Annotated in this window: 26 protein-coding genes; 12 read left to right on the top strand and 14 right to left on the bottom strand. The window is 73.1% G+C overall.

Annotation, left to right across the window (positions count from 1 at the left end; translation table 11 throughout):
• Positions 1–13: 13 nt before the first annotated feature.
• On the bottom strand, positions 14–373 hold the full coding sequence (locus Drose_RS19790) for a hypothetical protein (protein WP_260722775.1): 360 nt from the start codon (positions 371–373) through the stop codon (positions 14–16).
• A gap of 263 nt (positions 374–636) precedes the next feature.
• Here Drose_RS19790 and Drose_RS19785 point away from each other — a divergent pair, with 263 nt between their 5' ends.
• Positions 637–783, top strand: coding sequence for a hypothetical protein (locus Drose_RS19785; protein ID WP_260722774.1), 147 nt, complete (start codon positions 637–639; stop codon positions 781–783).
• Here the strand turns inward: Drose_RS19785 and Drose_RS19780 are convergent, their stop codons facing one another.
• The gene (locus Drose_RS19780) at positions 784–1,656 is read right to left on the bottom strand and encodes an EcsC family protein (RefSeq protein WP_313899921.1); all 873 of its coding nucleotides are present in this window, start codon (positions 1,654–1,656) and stop codon (positions 784–786) included.
• Between the two features lie 78 nt (positions 1,657–1,734).
• Here Drose_RS19780 and Drose_RS19775 point away from each other — a divergent pair, with 78 nt between their 5' ends.
• The 3 genes from Drose_RS19775 to Drose_RS19765 all read left to right on the top strand — a co-directional run bounded on the left by Drose_RS19775 (position 1,735) and on the right by Drose_RS19765 (position 5,254).
• A complete protein-coding gene (locus Drose_RS19775; protein WP_260722773.1) occupies positions 1,735–2,547 on the top strand; it encodes an SAM-dependent methyltransferase in 813 nt (270 codons plus the stop codon).
• Between the two features lie 34 nt (positions 2,548–2,581).
• On the top strand, positions 2,582–4,312 hold the full coding sequence (locus Drose_RS19770) for a putative bifunctional diguanylate cyclase/phosphodiesterase (RefSeq protein WP_260722772.1): 1,731 nt from the start codon (positions 2,582–2,584) through the stop codon (positions 4,310–4,312).
• A gap of 147 nt (positions 4,313–4,459) precedes the next feature.
• Positions 4,460–5,254: an SAM-dependent methyltransferase gene (locus tag Drose_RS19765; RefSeq protein WP_260722771.1), complete on the top strand. Its 795-nt coding sequence runs from the start codon at positions 4,460–4,462 to the stop codon at positions 5,252–5,254.
• Between the two features lie 158 nt (positions 5,255–5,412).
• Here the strand turns inward: Drose_RS19765 and Drose_RS19760 are convergent, their stop codons facing one another.
• Entirely contained in the window at positions 5,413–5,901 is a 489-nt protein-coding gene (locus Drose_RS19760) for a GNAT family N-acetyltransferase (protein WP_260722770.1), read from the bottom strand.
• Between the two features lie 196 nt (positions 5,902–6,097).
• Between Drose_RS19760 and Drose_RS19755 the strand changes: the two genes are divergently transcribed.
• The 3 genes from Drose_RS19755 to Drose_RS19745 are packed head-to-tail and all read left to right on the top strand — an operon-like array spanning position 6,098 to position 8,503.
• Positions 6,098–6,514 carry a hypothetical protein gene (locus tag Drose_RS19755; protein WP_260722769.1) on the top strand — a complete coding sequence of 139 codons (417 nt, stop codon included), beginning with the start codon at positions 6,098–6,100 and terminating at the stop codon, positions 6,512–6,514.
• A 3-nt stretch (positions 6,515–6,517) separates the two neighbouring features.
• Positions 6,518–7,258, top strand: a complete 741-nt coding sequence (locus Drose_RS19750) for an aminoglycoside adenylyltransferase domain-containing protein (RefSeq protein ID WP_260722768.1) — start codon at positions 6,518–6,520, stop codon at positions 7,256–7,258.
• Positions 7,259–7,312: 54 nt separating this feature from the next.
• A complete protein-coding gene (locus Drose_RS19745; protein ID WP_260722767.1) occupies positions 7,313–8,503 on the top strand; it encodes a cytochrome P450 in 1,191 nt (396 codons plus the stop codon).
• Positions 8,504–8,554: 51 nt separating this feature from the next.
• On the opposite strand, the gene Drose_RS19740 is transcribed toward Drose_RS19745, so the two are convergent.
• Positions 8,555–8,830, bottom strand: a complete 276-nt coding sequence (locus Drose_RS19740) for a hypothetical protein (protein WP_260722766.1) — start codon at positions 8,828–8,830, stop codon at positions 8,555–8,557.
• 600 nt (positions 8,831–9,430) lie between these two features.
• Between Drose_RS19740 and Drose_RS19735 the strand changes: the two genes are divergently transcribed.
• The gene (locus tag Drose_RS19735; protein ID WP_260722765.1) at positions 9,431–9,634 is read left to right on the top strand and encodes a DUF397 domain-containing protein; all 204 of its coding nucleotides are present in this window, start codon (positions 9,431–9,433) and stop codon (positions 9,632–9,634) included.
• 221 nt (positions 9,635–9,855) lie between these two features.
• On the opposite strand, the gene Drose_RS19730 is transcribed toward Drose_RS19735, so the two are convergent.
• From Drose_RS19730 to Drose_RS19700, 7 genes are all read right to left on the bottom strand, one after another.
• Entirely contained in the window at positions 9,856–10,674 is an 819-nt protein-coding gene (locus Drose_RS19730; protein WP_260722764.1) for an SAM-dependent methyltransferase, read from the bottom strand.
• Positions 10,675–10,761: 87 nt separating this feature from the next.
• Positions 10,762–11,583, bottom strand: coding sequence for a helix-turn-helix domain-containing protein (locus tag Drose_RS19725; RefSeq protein WP_260722763.1), 822 nt, complete (start codon positions 11,581–11,583; stop codon positions 10,762–10,764).
• 260 nt (positions 11,584–11,843) lie between these two features.
• Complete coding sequence (locus Drose_RS19720; protein ID WP_260722762.1) at positions 11,844–12,059, bottom strand: winged helix DNA-binding domain-containing protein; 216 nt, start codon at positions 12,057–12,059, stop codon at positions 11,844–11,846.
• A 213-nt stretch (positions 12,060–12,272) separates the two neighbouring features.
• Complete coding sequence (locus Drose_RS19715) at positions 12,273–13,235, bottom strand: DUF5996 family protein (RefSeq protein WP_260722761.1); 963 nt, start codon at positions 13,233–13,235, stop codon at positions 12,273–12,275.
• A gap of 891 nt (positions 13,236–14,126) precedes the next feature.
• Entirely contained in the window at positions 14,127–14,495 is a 369-nt protein-coding gene (locus Drose_RS19710) for a VOC family protein (protein WP_260722760.1), read from the bottom strand.
• Between the two features lie 9 nt (positions 14,496–14,504).
• Positions 14,505–15,212: a hypothetical protein gene (locus Drose_RS19705; protein ID WP_260722759.1), complete on the bottom strand. Its 708-nt coding sequence runs from the start codon at positions 15,210–15,212 to the stop codon at positions 14,505–14,507.
• A gap of 42 nt (positions 15,213–15,254) precedes the next feature.
• Positions 15,255–16,382 carry a rhomboid family protein gene (locus tag Drose_RS19700; protein WP_260722758.1) on the bottom strand — a complete coding sequence of 376 codons (1,128 nt, stop codon included), beginning with the start codon at positions 16,380–16,382 and terminating at the stop codon, positions 15,255–15,257.
• Positions 16,383–16,504: 122 nt separating this feature from the next.
• Between Drose_RS19700 and Drose_RS19695 the strand changes: the two genes are divergently transcribed.
• Together Drose_RS19695 and Drose_RS19690 are read left to right on the top strand one after the other, a co-directional pair.
• The gene (locus tag Drose_RS19695) at positions 16,505–17,398 is read left to right on the top strand and encodes a M15 family metallopeptidase (protein WP_260722757.1); all 894 of its coding nucleotides are present in this window, start codon (positions 16,505–16,507) and stop codon (positions 17,396–17,398) included.
• A gap of 334 nt (positions 17,399–17,732) precedes the next feature.
• Complete coding sequence (locus Drose_RS19690; RefSeq protein WP_260722756.1) at positions 17,733–18,848, top strand: hypothetical protein; 1,116 nt, start codon at positions 17,733–17,735, stop codon at positions 18,846–18,848.
• Positions 18,849–18,932: 84 nt separating this feature from the next.
• On the opposite strand, the gene Drose_RS19685 is transcribed toward Drose_RS19690, so the two are convergent.
• On the bottom strand, positions 18,933–20,168 hold the full coding sequence (locus Drose_RS19685) for a beta-ketoacyl-[acyl-carrier-protein] synthase family protein (RefSeq protein WP_260722755.1): 1,236 nt from the start codon (positions 20,166–20,168) through the stop codon (positions 18,933–18,935).
• Positions 20,169–20,375: 207 nt separating this feature from the next.
• Here Drose_RS19685 and Drose_RS19680 point away from each other — a divergent pair, with 207 nt between their 5' ends.
• Together Drose_RS19680 and Drose_RS19675 are read left to right on the top strand one after the other, a co-directional pair.
• Complete coding sequence (locus tag Drose_RS19680) at positions 20,376–20,714, top strand: STAS domain-containing protein (protein ID WP_260722754.1); 339 nt, start codon at positions 20,376–20,378, stop codon at positions 20,712–20,714.
• On the top strand, positions 20,707–21,117 hold the full coding sequence (locus Drose_RS19675) for an ATP-binding protein (protein WP_260722753.1): 411 nt from the start codon (positions 20,707–20,709) through the stop codon (positions 21,115–21,117). The genes Drose_RS19680 and Drose_RS19675 overlap by 8 nt, the downstream gene beginning before the upstream one ends.
• 30 nt (positions 21,118–21,147) lie before the next feature.
• Here Drose_RS19675 and Drose_RS19670 read toward each other — a convergent pair whose 3' ends face one another.
• Both Drose_RS19670 and Drose_RS19665 read right to left on the bottom strand, forming a co-directional pair.
• The gene (locus Drose_RS19670) at positions 21,148–22,680 is read right to left on the bottom strand and encodes a PP2C family protein-serine/threonine phosphatase (RefSeq protein ID WP_260722752.1); all 1,533 of its coding nucleotides are present in this window, start codon (positions 22,678–22,680) and stop codon (positions 21,148–21,150) included.
• A gap of 116 nt (positions 22,681–22,796) precedes the next feature.
• The gene (locus Drose_RS19665) at positions 22,797–23,084 is read right to left on the bottom strand and encodes a DUF1330 domain-containing protein (protein ID WP_260722751.1); all 288 of its coding nucleotides are present in this window, start codon (positions 23,082–23,084) and stop codon (positions 22,797–22,799) included.
• Between the last annotated feature and the right edge of the window lie 51 nt (positions 23,085–23,135).

The following is a 23,135-nucleotide window of genomic DNA, read 5'->3' as shown; positions in this document are numbered from 1 at the left end:
CTCTCGATCCGGGTCAGGCGTGCCAGAGCGCGTCGAGGTCGATCACGCTGTGGTCGTCGGCGTCCTCGTACCACTCGGCGCAGCTTCGCAGCACGGCCGCGATCTCGTGGAACTCGGCGGTCGCGTCGGTGAACAGCGTCGTGAGGTGGACGCGCATGATCTCGTAGACGCGGGACTGGTCGGCGGAGCTCACGGTGCCGGAGACGTCGGCGACCGCGAACCCGGACGCCGGGATGCCCAGCCCGGCCATCCCGGCGCGGACTGCGTCCATCCGGTCGCCGAAGTCGTCCCACCTCGCGGCCTCGGCGCGGATCGCCGCGGTGGCGGCCCGGATCGCCGGTGCGGAGTAGTAGTCGTAGCCGTCGTCACCCACCGACGGTCACCTCCGGTCGGCGCCGGTGGGCGCCGACGAGCCTGCCGCCGCGCTCCCCCGACAAGAATTCGTGCGTACGCGCACCGTCGAACTGTCCCACCGGTCCCCCTCCGATGTGCCGCCTGCGTGCCGGCCGCCGCACATGGTACCTAGGGTGGACGACATGGACGAACCGCGAAGAGCCCTCGCGGCACGGGTGGACGACGGAGAGTTACCGGGCCTGGTGTGTGCCGTCGCGACCGCCGACGGGACGATCCGTGTCGATGCGATCGGCAGGAGGTCTCCCAGCCCGACGAGTGGACCCGGCCGCCGCCGGCCGGGTCTGCGTGCTTCTGACCCAGGTGTCCGACGTGCTGTGGAACGGCACCGTCACCGAGTTTCAGCGACTCGCGGTCCGGGCCGTCGTGTGACTACCGCGGCCCGGCAGGCGGCGGTGCGGCCGGGAGCTCGAGCGTCGCCGGAGGCCCGGGCTGCCCCGGTGGCGGCGCGACCGGCCCGTCGGCATGTCCGGGCGGCGCCGTGGCCACGCCCGCATGCCCGGGCGGCCCGGCGGGCAGAGTGTGCGGGAACGGCGGCCCGGCGGGCAGGGCGTGCGGGAACGGCGGCCCGGCGGGGCGGCGGTACAGCGCGATCGCCCGGCCGCCCAGCGCCTTCGTCGCGTTGCCGTTGGCGACGCCGCCCAGGATGATCGCCGCGCCCGGCACGACCTTCGCCAGCATCTTCTTCGCGGCCCGGACGCCCGCCATCTGCGCGAGCTTCAGGCCGATCTTGACCATGACCCGGCCGACCGTCGGCCGGTCCGCCGGCACGAGCGCGCCGACGTTCTCCCGGCCCTTGGCCACGGCGAGCGCGGTGCGGGCCGCCTGCGCGTACTTGTGCACGTTCTGCAACACCAGCAGGTCGGCGGCCCGGTCCGGGTGCGCGGGGTCGATGCCGTAGTTCGCGGCCAGCATCAGCACCATCCGCGCCTGCGTCCAGGCCAGGACGCCGATGTCGAGCACCGCGCCGGCGACCGGGACGGCGCCGGAGACGGCGCCGGAGAGGCGCGACTGGTTGACGTAGCGGTACACGATCATGTCGGCGAGCGCGTCCGGCGGCGCGCCCGGATTCTGGCCCTTGAGCTTCTCCAGCTCACGCGCCATCTTCGGGCCGAGCCGGGTCACCGCCTCCAGCGCGAGGTGCTCGGGAGCGTACTCCGGGTCGGCCCGCATCTTCTGCCACAGACCGCTGGGTGGCCCGTCGTCACTGTCCGGGAGGTCGGGCGCTGCGGTCTGCTCGGTCACACGACCAAGATAGGAGACGACCACAAGACGACGGTAGGCTGACCCGTTACTTACCCACAGCGACGGATGGGGAGAGTCGTGAGTCTGCCGGACTGGGCACCCGACGGGGTGGACACCACGGTGCCGAACGCAGCAAGGGTGTACGACTACGCGCTGGGCGGTTACCACAACTTCGCCGTCGACCGCGAGTTCACGGAGCAGGCGATGAAGGCCTGGCCGGGCATCGGCCGGGTCGCGTACGCCAACCGCGCCTACCTCGGCCGGGCCGTGGAGTGGCTCGTCGACGCGGGCGTGCGGCAGTTCCTCGACATCGGCTCGGGCATCCCGACGCTCGGCAACGTCCACGAGGTCGCGCAGGCGCTCGCGCCCGAGGCGCGGGTGATGTACGTCGACATCGACGAGGTCGCCGTCGCGCACAGCCAGGCGATCCTCGCCGGCAACACCCGGGCCGCCGCCGTGCGGGGCGACCTGCGCCGGCCGCAGCAGATCCTGGCCGACCCGCGGGTCCAGGAGTTGCTCGACTTCGGGCAGCCGGTGGCGGTGCTGCTCGTCGCGGTCCTGCACTTCGTCGCCGACGAGGACGACCCGGCCGGGATCGTCCGTGAGCTGAGCGAGGCGCTCGTCGGGGGCAGCTACGTCGCCGTCTCGCACTTCACCCGCACCGCCGGTCTCGACCAGGAGCAGGATCAGGTCACGAAGTTGTACGACCAGACGCCGACCTCGGTGCGCGCGAGGACCCCGCAGCAGGTGGCCGCGATCCTCGGCGACCTCGAGCTCATCGGGCCGGGCGTGGTCCCGGCGACCGCGTGGCACCCCGACCCCGAGGAGGAACGCGAGCCGGAGCAGGCCGCCGTTCTTGCCGCGATGGGCTACAAACCGATACGAAGCTAGCGCGAGACACCGACATAGGGACATACTTCACGCCATGCGTGAGCCATCGACGCGGACAGGCGCCGAGCAGGAGTCACCGGCCAGGGCGTTCGCCCGTGCCTGGGCGCACAGCCTGCACGAGGTCTGCTTCGTGCCACGGCGGCTGAGCCGCACGATCCCGCTGCTGGAGGACCTGAGCCTCCAGCTCGCGGCGGCGCTGGACGGCGACCGGCCCGATCCCGCAGCCGGTCACCGCGCCGGCACCGCGATGGTCCAGGCGCAGTTGTGGTCGCCGGCCGCGCTGCGGGTCAGCGTCGAGCTGATCCACGGCAGGCTGCGCGCCGACCTCGGTGTCGGCCGGACCGACGCGGCGGACCGCATCGGGCCGCTCCTCGGGGCCTTCACCGAGGCGTTCACCGAGGCGGTCCGGGCGATCGCGCTCACCGAGACCGATGACGCGCGCCGCCACGAGCGCGCCCAGGCCCACCGGGCGGTCCGCCGGGCCGAGCACGAGCGGCAGCACGCGCTGCTGCACGACCAGGTCTCCGGCCTGCCGAACCGGCACGCGCTGCTGGAGCACCTCGGCGCGCTGCTCGCCACCGCCGCACGGCCCGGGCGGCTGGGCGTGTGCGTGCTCAACCTCGTGCAGTTCGCCGAGCTCACCGACGCTCTCGGCATGGAGCAGGGCGACGCGCTGCTGCGCGAGGTCGGGCTGCGCGTTCGCGACCTCACCGTCGCCGAGGGCCTCTACGCCGCACACCTCGGCGGTGACGAGTTCGTCCTGGTCCGGCCGGACACCCGCGGGATCGACGACATGATCAAGGTGTTCGCTCTGGTACGGGAGGCGCTGGCGTACCCCTGGCGCCCGGCGATGCACCCGATCCAGCTCGACGCGAAGGCGGGCCTGCTGGAGCGCCGCACCGCGGGCGCCTCGCCCGGCGAGGTCCTGCGGACCGCCAAGATGGCGCTGACCTGGGCCAAAGGCGATCCGGTGGCGTCGTACGCGGTCTTCGAGCAGCGCCGGCACGACGCCGACCAGCGGCGACACGCCCTCTCCCGGGACCTGCCGGCGGCACTCGAACGCGGGGAGGTGCACCTCGCGTACCAGCCGATCGTGCGGCTCGACGACCGTCGTGTCGTGGCGGTCGAGGCGCTGGCCCGGTGGGACCATCCGGAGCACGGCGCGGTGAGCCCGGCGGAGTTCATCCCCCTCGCCGAGCGGATCGGGCTGCTCAACCGGATGATCGACGGCCAGTTGCGGGCCGCGGCGTCACACGCCCGCTCGTGGCAGCGGCCCGGCCGGCCGGTCCGGTTACAGCTCAACCTGTCGACGGCCCAGCTCGCCGACCCGGCGCTGCCCGCGATCATCGGCGCCGCGCTCGACGCGACAGGCCTTCCGCCCGGATCGCTGACGTTCGAGGTGACGGAGCAGGCGATCACCGATCCGCAGACCGGCTCGGCGACGCTGGCCGCGGTCGCCGCCCTGGGCGCCGGGTTCGCGGTCGACGACTTCGGGGCGGGATACTCGAACTTCGCGCGGCTGCACGAGGTGAGCCGCTCGGCGGTGACCACGCTGAAGATCGACCGCAGCCTGCTGGCGAGCCCCGACGTCATGCTGTCCGCGCTGGTCGACCTGGCGCACGGCCTCGGCCTGGAAGCGGTGGCCGAGGGCGTGGAGACCCAGGAGCAGGCGACCCGCGTGCAGGTGCTCGGCTGCGACACGGCGCAGGGCCACTTCTTCGGTCCCCCGATGCCGCCGGAACCCCTGCGACGCCTGTTCACATAGCCTCGGCCCCACACCCCAGCAGACTCCGGGCAGCCGTCGCCGGTCGGCTTGCGCGCCATGAGCCGTGGAGTCCCGTGGCCGGCAGGACGGCCACAGGACTCCACGGCCTATCCTGTGTCGCATCACCCCACTGGTCCAAGGACGGACATGGCAACCAACGACGAGATCGCGAAGCTCGACACCACCGTTGCGCACTCGGCCCGGCTGTGGAACTACCTGCTGGGCGGCAAGGACAACTTCGCCGCGGATCGTGAGGCCGCCGAGCAGGTGCTCGCCTTCATGCCGGAGCTGGTCCAGTCGGCCCGGTTCAACCGCCAGTTCCTCGGCCGCGCCGTGCGGCACCTCGCCGGCGAGGCCAAGATCCGCCAGTTCCTCGACGTCGGCACCGGGCTGCCGACCGCCGACAACACGCACGAGGTGGCACAGGCGGTCGCGCCCGACTCGCGGATCGTCTACGTCGACAACGACCCGATGGTGCTGGTGCACGCCCGGGCGCTGCTGACCAGCCGGCCGGAAGGCGCCACCGACTACATCGACGCCGACGTCCGGGACACCGGCAAGATCCTCGCGGCGGCGGCCGAGACGCTCGACTTCAGCCAGCCGGTCGCGATCATGCTGCTGGGCATCGTCAACTTCGTCGTCGACGACGACGAGGCCGCCCGGATCGTGCGCACGCTGGTCGGCGCCGCGCCGTCGGGCAGCTACCTGGTCATCTCGCACCCGACACGGGAGGTCAACCCGGAGGCGGTCGACCGCGCGGTGCAGATGTGGAACGCGGGCGGTGCCGCCCCGATGACCGTCCGCACACCGCAGGAGATCGAGTCGTACTTCGCAGGGCTCGAACTGCTGGAGCCGGGCGTCGTCACCGTCTCCCACTGGCGGCCGGACGGCAACGACGAGACGCCCGCGTCGGAGTTCTGCGGGGTAGCCCGAAAGCCATGAGCCCTCGGCTGGGCGCGGCCGGGCGACTCCATGATCATGGAAAAGGTCTGGCTATCGGGGCAGCCAATCTTTCCCATGACCATGGGATCGAGCGGCCCGGGGCGCGCATGCGCCAGGCCCCGGCGTCAGCCATCGGGGGCCTCCTGCACACCGGCAGGTTAGCGGCTGGGGGATCGGCCTTCCGCCGCGCGGGCCAGGTGGGCGAGGACGGCGGCACGGGTCGGCCGGCGATCGATCTCCATGTAACGCTCCGCACCCGCGAGCGGCTCGAAGCCGCAGCGCCGGTACACCTCGTGCGCGTCGCGGGTCGCGAGGACGAACCGCCGCACACCCGTCGCGGACAGGTCCTCGAGCATGCTGTCGACGAGCCAGCCGCCCAGTCCCCGGCCGCGGTGGCCGGCGTCGACGAAGACGTCGCAGATCCACGCGAAGGTCGCCCCGTCCGTCACGGCCCGGGCGAACGCCACCTGTTCGGCTTCGGCGAAGACCGAGTACGGCACCGAACCGGCGATCGACCGGGCCACGACGTCCCGTTCGCGGCCCGCCGCCCAGTACGACTCCTCCGACAGCCACCGGTGGACCCGGTCGACGTCGACGCGGCCGGGCTCGGTGGTGAGCAGGTAGCCGTTCCGCTCGCGATCAGTCATGCCCCGCATCGTCGCAGGACGGGCCGGGGCGCGGTCAGCCGGCCGCCGCCCGGGTGAACCCGGTCGCGGCGGCACCGTGGCGCCGGCCCGGCGGGAGCCGCCGGGCCGGGACGACCGGCCGCGGGGCCTGGCGCGGCCGTGGACGGGGTCACCCCTGGCGGTACGTCGGGTCGAGTCCGGTCGGTAGCATCGCCGGATGACCGACTCGGTGACCGACGCGGTGACGCCCCTGTCCGACGCGACGTTGATCGGGCTGCGGGTTCCGGTCGTCCTGCTCACCCTCGCGGGCGCCGTGCTCGCGCTCGTCCTGATCCGGCGGCTCGGCCTGTTCACGTCGCTGGTGGGCGCCTCCGGGTGCCTGTTCATCGCGGCCGACCAGGTCGTCAACGTCGTGTGGCCGCTGCACGTCACGGGGCTGGCCGAGGACGGGGCGTACGAGGCCGACGACATGATCTCGCTGACCAACATCTACACGATCACGGACGCGGCGCTGATCACGGCGGGCGTGGCGCTCGTGGTGCTGGCGCTGCTCGTCCGGCGGCCGGCCCGGTCCGTGGCGCTCCCGCCACCACCCGGCCACTTCCTCCAGCCGCCGCAGCGCCCGGGCGGCTGAGGCATGGCGCCGATCGAGGAGGTCGCGGCCGGCCTCGCCCGGTCGGCCACCGCGGCGGCGGGTGTGCCGGTGCGCTCGGCGATCCTGCACGGGTCCGTGGCCACCGGCGACTTCCTGCCCGGCCGCAGCGACATCGACCTGCTGCTCATCGTCGACGGGCCGCTGCCGGACACCGCCGCCGCGGCGCTGGAGCGGCTGGTGCGCGACGCCGATCCCGGCCCGGCGAGCGGCATCGACCTGCACGTCGTGACCGCCGCCGCGGCCGCCGCGCCGTCCCCCGCACCGCCGCTGGAACTGCACGTCGGGCGGTACGACGGCAGCTCCGTGGGCGTCGAGACCGCGCGCCGCGTGGCCGCCGCCCCGGACCTGCCGGCGGAACTGTCGATGGCACGCGCCGACGGTCGTGCCCTCCTCGGCGCCGCCCCGGCCGCCGTGCTCGGCCCGGTCCCGGCCGCATGGGTCCGCGACCGCGGCCGGCACTGGCTGCGGGTGTGGCAGTCGCTCACCGGTGACACCGAGGACGCCGCGCACATGGTCCTCACCGCGTGCCGCATCTGGCTGTTCGCCGTGGAGGGCAGGCACAGCGTCAAGGCGCACGCCGCCCGGTGGGCGCTGGCGCGTGACCCGTCGCTCACCGCGATCCCGCAGGCGCTGCACCAGTACACGACCGACCCGGCGGCACCGGTGTCCGAGGCGGGCATCGCGCGGGTCCTGGAGACCGTGCTGCGCGACGACGCGGTTTGACGCTCCGCCGGGCGGGTAGGCGGCGCCGACGTACCCGGAGGGAAGTGATCGGCGATGACGACCCCCACGTTGCCCGACCTGTTCACCTGGCTGGAACAGTCGCGCCGCGACGGCGAGGTCCACTACGACGAACGGCAGCGCTGCTGGACGGTCCTCGGGCACCCCGAGGTCTCGGCCGTCCTCGGCGACCCGCACACGTTCTCCTCCGACCTGGGCGACCTGCGCCCCCGGCAGGAGGACCTGGACCTGTTCCAGCGCGGCAACTTCGTCCAGATGGATCCGCCCCGCCACGACTCGCTGCGGCGGCTGGTGAGCCGGGCGTTCACTCCACGGGTGGTGGCGGGCCTGGCGCCGCGCATCACCGCGGTCACGTCCGAACTGCTCGACGAACAGGCCGGCGCGGAGCGGTTCGACCTGGTCGACGACCTGGCGTACCCGCTGCCCGTGATCGTCATCGCCGAACTGCTCGGCATCCCGACGGCGGACCGGCCGGTGTTCCGGCGATGGGCCGACGCGCTGTTCGAGCGGCCGGACGTCGGCCCGGACCAGCCGCTGACCCGGATGTTGGACGATCGGAGCGTGCAGGCGGTCGCACCGGTCATGCGCGAGATGAACGAGTACCTGCTGCGGCACGTGCGGGCGCACCGCGCGACGCCCGGCGACGACCTGACCGGCAACCTGGTGCAGGCCGAGGCCGACGGCGAACGGCTCTCCGACGAGGAGATCATCGGGTTCGTCGGCCTGCTGCTGCTCGCCGGCCACATCACGACGACGGCGACGCTGGGCAACACGGTGGTCAGCCTCGATGAGCACCCGGACGCGGCGGCCGAGATCCGGGCCGACCCGGCGCTGCTGCCGGACGCGATCGAGGAGGTGCTGCGGCTGCGCACGCCGTTCCCGCGGCTGGTGCGGCGGTCGACCACGGACACGATGATCGGCGGTCTGCCGGTCCCGGCGGGTGAGGTCGTCGTCACCTGGCTCGCGGCCGCCAACCGCGACGGCCGGGTCTTCGCCGACCCCGTGCGGTTCGACATCCGGCGCAACCCGAACCCGCATCTCACCTTCGGGCACGGCATCCACTTCTGCATCGGTGCGCCGCTGGCCCGGCTGGAGGCGAGGATCGCGATGGAGGTGTTGCTGCGGCGGTACCGCGAGATCGCCGTCGACACCGCCGCGTCGGTGTACCGCAACCCGTGGGTGATGCTCACGCCGACGAAGCTCCCGGTCACGGTCGTCCCGGCCTGACCGTCGGTCCCGCCGAGCCGGGCCACGGCGCCCGCGGGCCCGGCGGCGCGCTCAGGCCACTCGCTCCGTGGCCGGGATGCGCCGGCTCAGGGCGAAGTCCAGGGTGCTGTCGAGCAGCGGGTCGGCGGCGTCGCGCGTCGTCAGGGTAACGGCGGTCACCGTGTCCACGCTGGTCCCCCGGCCATCATTCGGGCGGTACCGCACGGTGGCGGCGTCGGGCGAGGAGCACAGCACGATGCCGGGACGCTGGACCCCGGCCTTCGGCACCCAGACCCGGTCTCCCGGACTGAACGCTTGCGGCGCGCTCGGACGGCTTGGCGCGGACATGTTCACCTCCGTCGAATTCCGGTCGAGCGGCCCTGCCTGGCGGGCGCCGACGGGTCGGGCTCAGGTGGCACGCAACTGGACCGCGTGACACGCGCAGATGTGGGAACGGTGCTCGGGGCTCGCCCTCGTGCAGCGGTGCTCGCCACCGGCCTGGCACGCATTGGCGTCGGTCCAGCGGTGCCCACAACTGACCGTGTGCGGCGGCGCGGCGGGCTGTGCGGACACGACAGTCCTTCCCGTGCAGGTCGATGGGCAGGTCGCGGTTCGAGATCACCGACCGCCGTAACCGCCGACGCTTCTCTGCCGATGAGCATGTCAGCGCAGCGGGCCCTGTGCAAGATTTCACGACGACAAATCGTCATCCGGAGAACATGCACGCGGGCGGATTCCACTACGCTATGTCGGTCGCGGTTTCATCGTGAAAGATGCAACAGCGGCACCCGCGGTGCACAGATAGTTCGCCACCAGGCACAAGACGTTCCAGAGTCCATGGCGGTTGGTTGGTGAGCAGCTACTCAGAGTAAGCATGTGACGTAGTTCGCAGCGGTACACCGCCGACGCCGGAATCGCTTGACGTCGCGCCACAGCGAGGAGTAATGAATGCAACACACTGAATGGATCATGTCCAGCCGTTCCACGGGGAACGGCGGTAGCTGCGTCGAAGCGCGCCGATACGACGGGCTCATCGAGGTCCGCAACAGCAAGAACCCCGGCGCCGGCAGCGTGCTGTTCACGCCGGAGGAATGGGACTCGTTCCTCTTCGGCGCCAAGCGCGGCGAGTTCGACCAGCTCCTCAACGGCTGAGCCGGCCGCGACCGATTCGCACGCAGCGTCGCCGGCCGCGGCGGAAAGCCAAGCCGGCGACGCGGACCCTCGCAGGGAGCGGCCTCAGCCGCCCACCCGGCCGATCAACGCGGGTCCCGCGGCGGCGTCACCGAGGCGCGTGCCCCGCCCCGCCGCAACGGCGCGATCGGCGCCATCCGGTGTGTGGCGTCACCGGCCCGGCGCCGGAGCGGGTGACGAGGTCAGCGGACCCGGGCGACGCCGGCCAGGCCGGCGCTGCGGGACGGGTCCTGCGCGAAGTCGGTCGGGTCGTCCGGGGCGGGGTGCCACTCCGGGAGCCAGACCACGCCCGGCTCGACGATCTCCAGGCCCTCGAAGAACCGCTCCACCTGCGGTCGGGAGCGGAGGTGGAACGGCGTCGCGGTGCTGCGCTGGTAGACGTCCTTCGCGACGGCCACGTGGCCGGAGTCGTCGTCCCGCACACCGTCGGACGCGGCGTGCGACACCACGACGTAGCTGCCGGGCACCAGCGCCTCCCGCAGCGGCCGGACCGCGGCCTGGGCCGCCTCGTCGTCGGGGACGAAGTGCAGGACCGCGACGAGCAGGAGTCCCACGGGCTCGCCGAAGTCGAGCAGGCGACGCACCTGCGGATGTCCGAGGATCGCCTGCGGGTCGCGCACGTCGGCCCGGACGGCGCCGGCACGCTCGTCGCCGTCGAGGATCTCGAGGCTTTCGGAGACGGCCACCGGGTCGATGTCGACGTAGACCACCCGCGCGTCGGGGACGACCGACCTGGCCACCTCGTGAACGTTGCCGGCCGTCGGGATGCCCGAGCCGATGTCGAGGAACTGGCGGACGCCCGACTCGGCCAGGTGCCGCACGGCGCGGCGCAGGAAGGCGCGGTTGGTCCGCGCCAGGGCAGGCACCAGTGGGAACAACCGAGCGACCGCGTCGCCGGCCGCACGGTCCGCGGGAAAGTTGTGGATGCCGCCGAGGTGATAGTCGTAGATCCGGGCCGCGGTCGCCGGCTTCGGCTCACCGCCGTTTCCCACACCTGCCACCGTCGCCGCCTCGGATCGGGATGTCGGCGTATTCCCATGGATCACGCCACGTCGGCATGATCATACCTGGTCCGTACAAAGCATCGGTTATCGGAACTCCGCCAGTGGCACCGAAGCGGTCCGGACCAGCTCGAAGATGCGGCGGTACTCGGCGATCTCGTGCGCCTCCTCGAGATACATCGCACCGACGTGCGACTCGAGGTACACCATGTCCGGGTCGTCCGGGTCGTCGAAGTCGAGGATGCGGAAGGCGCCGGCCATCGCGGCGTGCGCACCGGCCGCGAACGGCACCACCCGGATGTCGACCAGGCCGTGGGCGGCGAGCTGCCGCAGGTGCCCGATCTGCGCTTCGAGCACGGCCTTGCCGCCGACCTGTCGGGTGAGGGCACCTTCACCGATCACGGTCACCAGCCGCGGGACCGGCGAGCGGCTGAACAGCGCCTGCTGCCGCTGCATGCGCAGCTTCACGTGCCGCTGGGCCGCCTCGTTGTCGGTGGGCTGCTCGCCCGCGAACACCGCCACCGCGTACTGCTCGGTCTGCAGCTCACCGGGAACGATCTCGCCGTCGTAGGTGCTGATCTGGTTGGCGCTGGCCTCCAGCCCGACGTAGAGCTTGAACCAGTCCGGGATCACCGGGTTTGCGTCCCACCACTCCTCCTGCGAGGTGCCCAGCGCCAACTCGGCCAGGGCGTCGGTGATGCTCTGGTCGGCGCCGTAGAGCCAGCACAGTGCCCGCACGTTCGCCGGGGACACCGGGACCTTGCCGGTCTCGATCCGGTGAAGGGTCGGCTCGGAGATGCCCAGCTTCGCCTCGGCGACCTCGCGGCGGCTCTTGCCGCTCGCCAGCCGTAACCGGGTCATCCGCCGCCCCAGTGTCCGGCGGACCACGCGCTGTCCAGTGATCGGCATGGCTGACTCCCGCGCGAGCTCACGATGAACGACGACTCCGACACCCTACAGCGTGTGCACCCGCCGTTACACGGTCGTCCGGGGGCAGCCTTCGACACTCGGCCCGCTTGACGAGTACGCCGGACGGCCGGTGCCGCGGGGCCGGCACGCGCGCCGGCCCCAGGCTCGCGTCGATCTTGCAGTTGTGGTGCCTGACAAACCGGTCATTCAGGGAGTGTCGCGGCACCACAACTGCAAGATCGACGCGAGCCTGGGGGCGCTCAGGCCACCGTTACGGTGGTCGCGCCGCGTGCGGCGGCGATCGTCTCCGCCTCGGCTGTCATGGCAGTCCGGATCCGGGCCGTCAGCGGCTCGAACGGGGTGACGGTCAGGGTGAGCCGCGTGCCGGAGAGCTTGGCCCGCCAGGTGCCGGCGACGTCACCGTCGACCAGCAGCGCACCCGGCCGGACCGTGGCCGCGGCGCGCCCCGGCCACACACACCCGGTCGGCGCGGCGGTGCGGGGTCCTCGCCGACGTCCGGTCGCACGAGGCCGACGAGTTGCTCCGGACCCGGCCCGACGCGGTCGCGGCCGTCGTGACAGGCCGGGCTGCCGGCCGCGGCACCGCCGGTTGACGCCGCGCGGGAGGGCGACCCAGACCGCCGTGTGGTGCAGGGTACCGAACCATCGGCGGCCGTGCCGGTCCCCGGGTCATCGACCACCGGCGTGTGCGAGGGCCCGGCGGCGGGTCGGCGGCATCGGCGGGGCCCACTCCAGGAGCTCGCGCGGCCAGTCCTGCAAGCGCGCCCCGGCCTCGTACGCACTCTGCGCGAAGTCGAGGATCACCCGCGCCGGCTCGGGCGTCGTGCGGACGTCCTCGTAGGCGAGGACGAACTCGCCGAGATCGGGGTGGAACCGCGCCGCGGCCGGCTCGACCGGGTAGTCGCGGATGCCGCGCGGCTCGGGATAGGTGTACGCGAAGAAGACCGCCTCGTCGACCCGCGCGCCGTTGGCCGCGGTCCCGCCGGGCCAGAAGCCGACGGCGCTCTGCTCGGCGGTGAAGCTGAACCTGGTGATGACGTCCGCGTTCGGCGGCGGGTCGGTGGGCCGGCCCGAGTAGCGGGTCGCGGCCAGGTCGAACGACCCCCAGTAGAACTGCACCGGGCTGGCCTTGCCGGTGAAACGTGCCCGGAACTCCTCGAACACCGCCCCGACGTGGCGCAGCACGTGCCAGTACCGCTCGACCTGACCGGGGTCGTAGGTCGCGTGCCGGTCGTCCCGGTCGAACGGGATCGGGTCGGCGACCTCCACCGGTTTCGGCCAGATCGGCACGTCGATCCCGAGGTCGGCGAACGCGGCCGTCGTGCCGGCGTAGAACTCGCGGACCGGCCCGCCGAGCGGGACGGTACGCCGCTCGTCCTCGCTGGTGTCGATGCGGGCGACATGCTCGATCAGGTCGAGCTCGACGCTGAAGGTACGGTCGCCGTAGGGGATGGCGCCGGTGGTCAGCCCGTGGGCGGACAGCTCGAGGGCGACCTGCCACCAGTGGTTCGTCATCGGCCGCAGGGCCAGGGCCACCTTCCCGGCGATCTGGGCGTACATGTGCAGCGTGTCGTAGGTCGCCTCCCACTCGCCGAGCGGCAAGGCCGGCCAGGTGGGCTTCTGATTGGTCATGTCCGGCTCCCTGGGGTGCGGGCTCGGGTTGTGTGCCGGAATGTGCTGCCCGCCGCGGCCCGGTTCATGCGGTCAGCGGTGGCGGCGGATCCGGTGGAGTACGACCGCCGGTGCGGGGCCGACTCCAGCGCGGAGCTGTGGTCGCCCGCCAGGTGGCCGCTCGCGGTCCGAACCGCCACCCACGCGGCGGCGCCGATCGCGTCGGACGCCCCTCCGCATGCCCGTCACGCCGTTGAGCTGGCGCAGGCGCCTGCCACGAATCGCGCCACCGCCGCGACGTTCGGGCCACGCAGGCCCCACCCGCCGACCAGAAGGCCACCAGGTCGAGGGTCGACCAGCAGACCAGACCGCTGCAACGCACCGGAGCAGCCCTCGCCCACCCAGCGCCACGGCTTCGACCGGCTCCCCGGGACCACCGCCACGAAGCCCGCAATGCGGGAAATGATCGACGATGGCCACTGCTTTGCGCGGCGGATTTCATGAGCGTGGAGACTTTGTGTCGCCGGAGGTGCCGAAAGTCTCCACGCTCATGAAATGGACAGACATGCGGCAGTGTCGATGCACCGTGATGTCCGGCATGATCGGAATGTCCGACACGGGGGTGGCGATCGAGCGGTGACGTGCGCACGACACCGGCAACACGGCCGCTCCCGCGGCCGGCCAGCGCGAGCAGGGTGCGGCCGTTACCCACGCCGGCCAAGGGCCCGCCGACCACAGCCCAGGCCCGCCGGAGATGCCACCCCGACCGGCCCAACGACCGAGGTCGCCAACCAGCGCCCGACGACACCGCCCGACAACCAGCGCCGCCCGCCAGGACCCGCGGCCGAGCCCGACAACCGAAGCACGAAGCTCGCGGCCAGCGTCCGCCGGACGGGCCCGCGCCGGGAGCCGTCACTCGGGGCGGTGGCACACCGCTTCGACGTTGTTGCCGTCCGGGTCGCGGACGAACGCGCCGAAGTAGGTCTCGTGATACTCCGGCCACAGTCGCGGCTCGTGCAACACCTCGGCGCCCGCCGCCACGGCGGCCTCGAAGAACGCCTTCACCGACGCGCGGTCCGCGGCGGTGAAGGCGATGTGCGCCTCGCGCGGCGCGCCGCCCGTCGTCGCCGGGCCCAGCCAGAACACCGGCCGGTCGGACCCGTAGCCGACGACCGGGCCGAACTCGAGGAGGCGCCGGCCGCCGAGGGGTGCGAGCACAGTGTCGTAGAACGATCCTGCCGCCGAGACGTCCGCGACCTGGATCGCAAGGTGATCGAGCATGGGTCCACCCTAATGCCCGCGGTCACGTGATCCGGCGACGGCGACGTCCGCCAACGGCACCCGTTGCCGGGCGGCCCACACGGCGGCGGTCAGGGCCACCGCGGCTCCCGTCACCGTGCCGACCAGGTGCTCCCGCTGCGTCAGGCCGTTGAGGACCGCGACCTCGATCGTGTGGTACGCGATCAGTCCCAAGGCCAGCCAGCCGGCCCGGCGCCGCACCGCGACGTACGCCAGCAGCGACACCACCGCCGCCGAGGGGCCGGCGTCGCCGAAGTGGCCGAGTCCGTGCGCGACGCCGACGGGCGGCCCGGCGATGACCCACAACCGGGCGGACAGCGTCGCGACGGTGTGCCCCAGCGCGGCGACCAGGAGCGTCCACCGTGCCCCGGCCGCGGCCTGCACCAGGGAAAAGACGACGCCGACCTGCAGCACCGCGAACCAGAACGGCAGGAGCGCCGCCGGGGCGAACATCGACAGCGGCAGCTTCACCAGGGTGTCGAGGAGCGGGTCGCCCGGGTGGGTGATGGCGAAGTCGGTCACGAAAGCGTGCCCCGGCCCGGTCCGCGCCGCCAGTGCCAGCCCCGCGACCAGCAGCGCCGCCGCCGGGCCCGTCCACAGGCGGCCGAGCCGCCGCCGGCGCACCGCGTCGACCACGGGTCCGGCCAGGGTCTCACCCTGCTCGCCGAGCCAGGTCGGCAGCTTCCTGATGTCGGTCATCATGCGCTCCGGCGGGGCGATCAACGGACGGACGAGCACCCGCTACCCGCGCTCCGCCGTACCATGCGGCGGCGGGCCTACGATCCGACCGGCGCGCCGCCGACGCCGGTGAGGACGCCGGTCAGCCGCGCCCGGTCGGCCCGGTCGGCGCTCAGGACCAGCACCCGTCCGGGCCTGCTCCTGAGCGCCGAACGCGAATGCCATCGGCCGGTCGTCGCGCATCCGCGCGGGGCGGCGCGGGCGCCCGGCCAGCGGGCGGCGGCGCATCTGCCAGCCGGCGAGCAGGCCGATGAGGGTGGACAGCAGGTGGCCCACGTCGGTGAACGTACGCTCGCCGACCAGCGGCAGCAGCACGGCGGCGAGCGCCAGCGGTACGAGCACGCGCCGCGCCCGCACCGGAAGGCTGAACGCGAGTGCCCCGCCGACCGCGTGCGCGCCGTAGCTCGTGCCGACGTCGCTGGCCGTGGCGGTTGCGCGCTCGACCCACTCGTACCGGATCCCGGTCCGCAGCAGGGCGTAGACCAGGCAGCTCGTGACGACGTGGGTCAGGAGGAACACCTCGACCAGGCGCCGTCGTCCCCACAGCAGCTCGGCGGCGCCGGTGAGCATCAGCAGGTGGACGGCCGTGAGCGCGCCGAGCGGCTCGGTGACGACGAACGCGCTGGTCACCAGCGTCCAGACCCGGTGCTGATCGAGGTTGGCCACGTTGGTGGAGTTGGCGGCGATCAGGTGGTCCCGCGTCCGCGGACCGGCCCGGGCGAGGAGGATCCCGGCGACGGCGACGGCGAGCACGTACAGCGGGGCGAGCCGCAGCCGCGTCGCGGCCCTGAGCAGGACCTTGGTCTTGGCTGCCGGGCCGGCGGCAGCGGCGAGTGCCTCGGCGAGGTCGCCGCCGGGGAGGTACCAGGCGGGTACGAGGCCCGGCGGGTCCTCGTACAGCCACTTGAAGCCGGTCACTCCGGCCAGCCGGTGCGCGGGAGCGGCCGGGCCCGTGTCATGACCGGTCCAGCCGGGCAAGACGGTCTCCCGCAGCGGGATGTCGGCGGCGCCGACGAGGCCCGCGACGCCGGTGGCGGTCGCCGGGATCGGGCCGCTCGATGGGGAACCGGGCGCCGAGCCGGCCCGGCCCGGTTCCGGTGCCGGTCCCGCACCGCGGAGCGGTACCCGCACCGGCAGCCACCAACCGGAACACCGTCGCTATCGGTCCTCGCCCGGACGGATGAGCGCCGGGTGGCCGCCGCTGAGCCGACCCGGAGGGCATCGATCCGCGTACAAAGCCGAATAATCTGGGCATGTACCTCGCGTCAGGCTGGCGGGTCGGGTGGGTCGTCCGCGTCCTGGTCGCCGCCGCGGCCTGTGCGCTGGCCGCCTCGTGCGGCGGGCCCGCCCGGTCGGCGCCGTCGGCCCGGGCGTCACACTCAGCCACCGGCTCGTCACCGACCTCGGGGGTGTCGCCGCCAGCCGCCGAGCCGTCACCGCCCGGCCCGTCCGGGGCATCGCTCGCCCCGGTCCCGCCCGGGTTCGTCGCGCTGCCGGACGTAGATCCCAGCATCCTGACCGACATCCGGTACGCCACCGCGCACAATTTTGTCGGCCGGCCGGTCGCCGGCTACCGGCAGCCGCGCTGCCTGCTCGCCCGGCAGGCCGCCGAGGCGCTGCACCGTGTGCAGACCGCCGCGCTCGCCCGCGGGTACAGCCTGAAGGTGTACGACTGCTATCGCCCGCAGCAGGCCGTCGACGACTTCATCCGCTGGGCCGGCGACCGCGACCAGCGGATGAAGGCTGAGTTCTACCCCGAGGTCGACAAGTCCGCGCTCTTCGACGAGGGGTACATCGGCGGGCCGACCGCGCACAGCCGGGGCAGCACGGTGGACCTGACGCTGGTCGCCGCGCCGCACGGCGACCAGCCCTCGTACCCGCCGGACCGGCCGCTCGTCGCCTGCACCGCGCCGGCGGGGCAACGGTTCCCGGACAACAGCATCGACATGGGCACCGGGTTCGACTGCTTCGACCCGCTGGCTCACACGGCGGCGCCGGGACTGAGCACCGTGGCCCGGGACAACCGGGCGTTGCTCACCCGGCTGATGGCCACGGGTGGGTTCGCCAACTACCCGAAGGAGTGGTGGCACTACACGCTCGGCGGCGAGCCGTTCCCGCGCACGTACTTCGACTTCCCGGTGGAATAGCCGGCCACCTGGCGGGCTGAGCGCACAAAGAAGGCCGCGGCGTCTTGGCTGGACGTCGCGGCCTGCGTGACCTGCAAGGCAATTTCCCTTCGCCGGTGTTGCCCGGGTCAGGTAGTGGGGATCGTCGTCCGACCTTTCGATCTTCCGACCTCTCAGCTCCACTGTTTTACCAGTTTTGCTCTCCCGCTTGTCTTGCAGGCCACTTCCCAACATACGTCCGCCGCGGGCCGCCGCGGGGTGAAGCCCGGGGTGGGCGGCGAGGTGAGTCCGGCCGCCGCTCGGCGCCGGGGGTACCTTGAGAGATCACGCTGAAGTTCGCTTCCGGGGCACCGACATGGGCCGTGACATCCTCGCGTTGCTGGCCGGGCTGCTGGGGGCGGCGACGGTCCTGTCCACCGCGTTCTCCGCGGCGCGCACCCTGGCGGTGCCGCGCGGCACGACGGTCCTGATCACGCGCTGGGTGATGGTCGCCGTCCGGGCGTTGTTCGACCTGCGGCTGCGCAGGGCGCGCACCTATCACGACTGTGACCACGTGCTGGTGCTGTTCGGCCCGGTCACGGTGCTGGCGCTGCCGGTGGCCTGGCTCGCGCTCCTCCTGGCCGGGTTCGCCGCGGTGTTCTGGTCGCTGGGCGTGCGCCCCTGGCAGGACGCGGTGCTGGACAGCGGATCGTCGCTGCTGACGCTCGGCTTCCACCGGCCGGGCGGCCTCGCGACCGGCGTGACGCAGTTCGTCGAGGCGATGTTCGGCCTCGGCCTGCTCGCGATGGTGATCAACTACCTTCCGGCCCTGTACGCGAGCTACTCCCGGCGGGAGGTGCTCGTGACCGCGCTGGAGGTCGAGGCGGGCACTCCCCCGTCGGCGACCGAACTGCTGGAGCGACTGTTGCGGGCCAAGGGCGTCGAACTGCTCGACGAGTACTGGCACGACTGGACCAGGTGGTTCAACGAACTGGAGGAGACACACTCGTCCAACCCGATCCTGGTCTTCTTCCGCTCACCCTCACCGGACCGGCACTGGGTCACCGCCGCCGGAGCGGTCCTGGACTCCGCCGCGCTCGTCTCGTCGACGTTCATCGCCCAGGGGACCCAGCCGTCCCACGCCGGCCTGTGCCTGCGCGCCGGCCACCTCGCGCTGCGGCGCATCGGCGACTACTTCCACATGCCCTACGACATGCCGTACGACGCCGACGGCCGGCGCGACCCCCCGATCGCGGTGACCCGGGAGGAGTACGACGACGCGTGCCGCCGGCTCGTCGCCGCCGGCGCGCAGCTCAGGAAGGACCGCGACCAGGCGTGGCGCGAGTTCGCCGCCTGGCGGGTCCGCTACGAAGGGGTGCTGCTGCGCTTCGCCTCGCTCACGACCGCCCCGCCCGCGCCCTGGTCCGCCGACCGGCCCATCCCGTTCCACCGGCTCCCGGTGACCAGCCGCAGGGCGCGGCCCGGGACCTGACGCCGCGTCAGGCGCGCGCCACAAGGTGCCCTCTCCACGCGGAGACGGCCGCGGCCGGCGCCCGACGGGTGCGGCGCGGCTCGCTCAGGCGGAGGTGAAGACCAGGGAGACGTTCTGCCCGCCGAAGCCGAACGAGTTGCACAGCGCCGCGCGCAGGCGCAGCTTGCGCGGCTGTCCGGCCACCACGTCGAGGCCGACCTCCGGGGCCTTGTGCTCCAGGTTGAGCGTCGCGGGGACGACGCCCTCGGCGATCGACAGCAGCGTCACGATGCCTTCCACCGCGCCGGCCGCGCCGACCAGGTGGCCGAGGCTGGACTTGGGCGCGGTGAGCACCACGTGGTCGCCGAGCGCGGCCCGCACCGCGGCCGCCTCGCCGACGTCGCCGACGACCGTCGAGGTGGCGTGGCAGTTGACGTGGTCGACGTCCTCGGGGCTCAGGCCCGCGTCGGCGACCGCCCTGCGCATGGCCCGGATCTGCCCGGCGCCGGTCGGGTCGGGGCCGGTGATGTGGTGCGCGTCGGCGGTGATCCCGTAGCCGGCGAGCCGGCCGAGGACCCGGGCGCCGCGGGCGGCCGCGAAGCTCGCGCGCTCCAGGACCAGCACGCCGGCGCCCTCGCCGAGCACGAAACCGTCGCGGTCGACGTCGAACGGGCGGGACGCGCGCTCCGGCTCGTCGTTGCGCTTGGACAGCGTGCGTGCCTGCGCGAAGCCGGCGACGGTCAGCGGCGTGATGGCCGCCTCGGCACCGCCCGCGATGACGACGTCGGCCTCGCCGGAGCGGATGAGCCGGACCGCGAGCGCGAGTGCCTCGGCACCGGACGCGCACGCCGAGACCGTGGTGTACACCCCGGCCCGGGCGCCGTACTCCAGGCTCACCCAGGCCGCCGGCCCGTTGGGCATGAGCATCGGCACGGTCAGCGGCGAGACCTTGCCCGGGCCTCTCTCCTCGATCAGGTCGTCCTGGTCCAGCAGCGTGGTGACCCCGCCGATGCCGGTGCCGACGACGACCGCCAGCCGCTCCGGCTCGGCCCCGGGAGCGCCGGCGTCGGCCCAGGCCTGCCTGGCGGCGACGAGGGCGGCCTGCTCGCAGCGGTCCATCCGGCGGGCCTGGACGCGGGTCAGCACGGTGTCGGGCGAGACCGCCATCGGCGCGCCGATCTTCGTCGGCATGTCCCGCGCGTGCTCGTAGCCGGCCAGCAGGTCGTCGATCCGGCGGACCCCCGAGCGCCCCGCCAGCATGCCGTCCCAGAGCGACGCGACATCCCCACCCAGCGGTGTGGTCGCGCCGATCCCGGTGACGACGACGTCTTCGGTGCTCACGCTGCCTCCCCGTACTGCGTATGTCCCCACGTATTTGTATCGCACGCCGGGATCCGGTCACGGCGCGCGCACGAGCGGTGAGGGCGAACCGGCACCGGGCCTCCCCGCCGCGGCCGTGCGGGAAACTCCCTGACGCGCTGACGGACGATCGATGACATGATGGTGGCCTGATATTGCCCCGGCGCGTGGAAGTGAGGCCACAACCGCATGGCGCGCTTCGAGTCGAGGACCTCGGTCGAGCCCGGCCGTGTCGTCGTGGCGCTCGCCGGCGAGTGCGACCTCGCGAGCCGGGAGCAGTTCACGGCCGTGCTCATGTCGGCCGTGCGCACGGCGCCGGTCGTGGTCGTCGACGCCGACGAGCTGCAGTTCCTCGACTCCAGCGGGGTCCACGGCCTGGTCGCCGCGCACCGGGCCGCGCAGCAGGAGGGCCACCGGCTCTACCTGGTCAACGCGGGTGGCGTGGTCGCGCACGTGCTGCAGGTCACCGGCGTCGCCGACCTGCTGAGCCCGCCGCCCTCGGACAGCGCGCGCGCCGGCCATGCCTGAGCAGCACCCGGTGGACCCGGCCGCCCGGGCACACGGCGCGGACACGACCTCCTACACCGCGCCGACCCACCTGACGGTGGTGCGCACGTTCGTGTGCGCCCGCGCGGTCGCCCTGGGCCTGCCGCCGCTACGGGCGGAGCTGCTGGTGCTGGCGGTCAACGAGCTGGCGACCAACACGTTGCAGTACACCTCCGGCGGCGGGACCGTCCGGCTGTGGGCCGAGGCGGACAGGTTGTACTGCGAGGTGCTGGACAGCGGGCCGGTGCGGACGTTCGGGCGGGACATGCCACCGGCCGACGCCGCCGGTGGCCGCGGCCTGGCGATCGTCGAGCGGGTCTGCGACGAGGTGACCGCGTTCGCCGCTCCCGGCGGCACCGTCGTGCGGATGTGCCTCGACCTCTGAGCGGGGGGTGCCGTTTCCAGCGTTCGGGCGTCAGTCGGGCAGGACGCGCACCGCGAGGGTGCAGGTGTCGTCGTCGGGGCTGGGACGGTGCAGCAGGTCGCGGAGCCGGGCCAGCGCCGGCTCGCCGGGCTCGGCCCAGACGTCCACGAGGTCGCGGCGCACCGCGTCGAGCCGTTCGGCAACGTTCGCCGACCGTCGCTCGACGAGCCCGTCGGTGTAGAACAGCAGCAGGTCGTCCGGCTGTAGGCGGTCGACGGCGACCGGGTAGCCCGCGTCGTCGTCGGCGCCGAGCAGCAGGCCCGGCGGAGGGTCGAGCCCGTCGGCCGCGCCGGCGCGGGTCAGCAGCGGCGGCATGTGCCCGGCGCGCGCCCAGCACAGGGTGCGCGCCGCCGGGTCGAAGAGCGCGACCACGGCGGTTCCGGTGAGGCACAGTTGCGCGCTGAGGCGGTTCATGTGGCCGAGCAGGACACCGGGGTCGCGGATGCCGATCGACAGCCAGGCGACGAGCGCGAACCGCAGGTGGGCCATGCCGCTCGCGGCTTCGAGGCCGTGGCCGGCCACGTCGCCGACACCGAGGGCGACGTGGCCGTCGGGGAGCGTCTGCGCGTGGTACCAGTCGCCGCCGACCTGCACGGCACGCTCCGCCGGCACATAGCTGACGGTCGCCTGGAGGCCGGCGAGCGGGAACGGCTCCCGGGGCACCGGCTGGATCATGTTCTGTAGCTGGCCGGCGAGCCGGTGCTCGGCCAGCGCCGTCGTCTCGCGGGTGTGCAGCAGGTCGCGGAGCCGCTGGATCGCGGTCCGCGAGTCCTCCCGGGCGGTGACGTCCTGCACGACGGAGTAGATCTTCAGCGACACGCCGTCGGCGTCGCGTGCGACGTCGGAGATGACCCGCAGGTACTTCACGCCGGCGCCGGCCCGGAACCGCACCGTCACGTCGGACGTGGCGCCGCTGTCGAGGGTCTGCCAGGCGGTCTCCGGCAGTGCCCGGTCGTCGGGGATGACGGCGGCGGTCAGCTCCGTGCGGGACATCGGGCCGAGGGCGGGATCCCGCTCGAAGATGCGGTACATGCCCGGGGACCAGTCGATCCGCCCGGTCGTGAGGTCGTATTCGGACCAGCCCAGGCGGCCGAGATGCTCGGTACGCTCCAGTCGCCGCTGCTCCTCGTCGAGCCGCTCCCAGCACGCCAGCACACCGCCGAGGACCCGGTGGACACTGACCTCGAACGTCGACTCGGCCACGACACCGGCACTGCTCTCGCGGTACCGGTACGCGGGCAACCGGCGCGGGGTACCGGTGGCCAGCACGTCGTGGTACGCCTGCCACAGCGGACCGCCGATCAGCGTCGGATACAGCTCGCCGACGAGCGCCCCGACCCGCTCGACGCCCCGCCCGTGGATGTCGCTGACCTGGCCGCTGACCGCCTCGACGCGGAAGTCCACCACCCGGCCGCCGCCGTCGCGGACCGGTTGCAGCCAGGAGCATCCCGCCGGGGTCACCGCCAGGATCTCGCGCACCACAGGTGCCACCCGGTCCGCCGCGCCGGGCCCGCCATCCGCCATGCCGGGAGCCTAGTGCCGGCGCCGCACGTGTCCATCACACCGGAGGTGCCGTCGCCCGTGGCGCGGGAGGGTATGCGTCGATGGAACGGTGCGCTCCGGGCCGGGCGACTCCACGATCAGAAGCCCTGCACAGTGAGCACGACGCCGTCGGTCGCGGCGAGCCGGTCCTCGGAGATCTCCCGGTACTCCGGGGAGTTCGCCCATCGCTCGAACGCGGCGCGGTCCTCGAACGCCATCAGCACGACCTTGTCGTACGGCCACGAGCCCTCGACGGTGACGGGCGCCTCGTCGGCGGCGAGCAGCCGCCCCTGATACCGCGTGAGGACGGGCATGAACCGCGCGGCGTACCGGTCGTAGCGCCGGCGGTCGTGGATGCTGATCTGGGCGAGGACGTAGACGGTCACGGCCAACATGTTACCGACCAGTATCAAGCGGCTCGGGTGGCCGGTCGACGC

It is taken from the genome of Dactylosporangium roseum (assembly GCF_025264685.1).
Classification (GTDB): domain Bacteria; phylum Actinomycetota; class Actinomycetes; order Mycobacteriales; family Micromonosporaceae; genus Dactylosporangium; species Dactylosporangium roseum.
The sequence above is the reverse complement of the archived record's forward strand: the minus strand, read 5'-3'. Positions and strand labels throughout refer to the sequence as shown.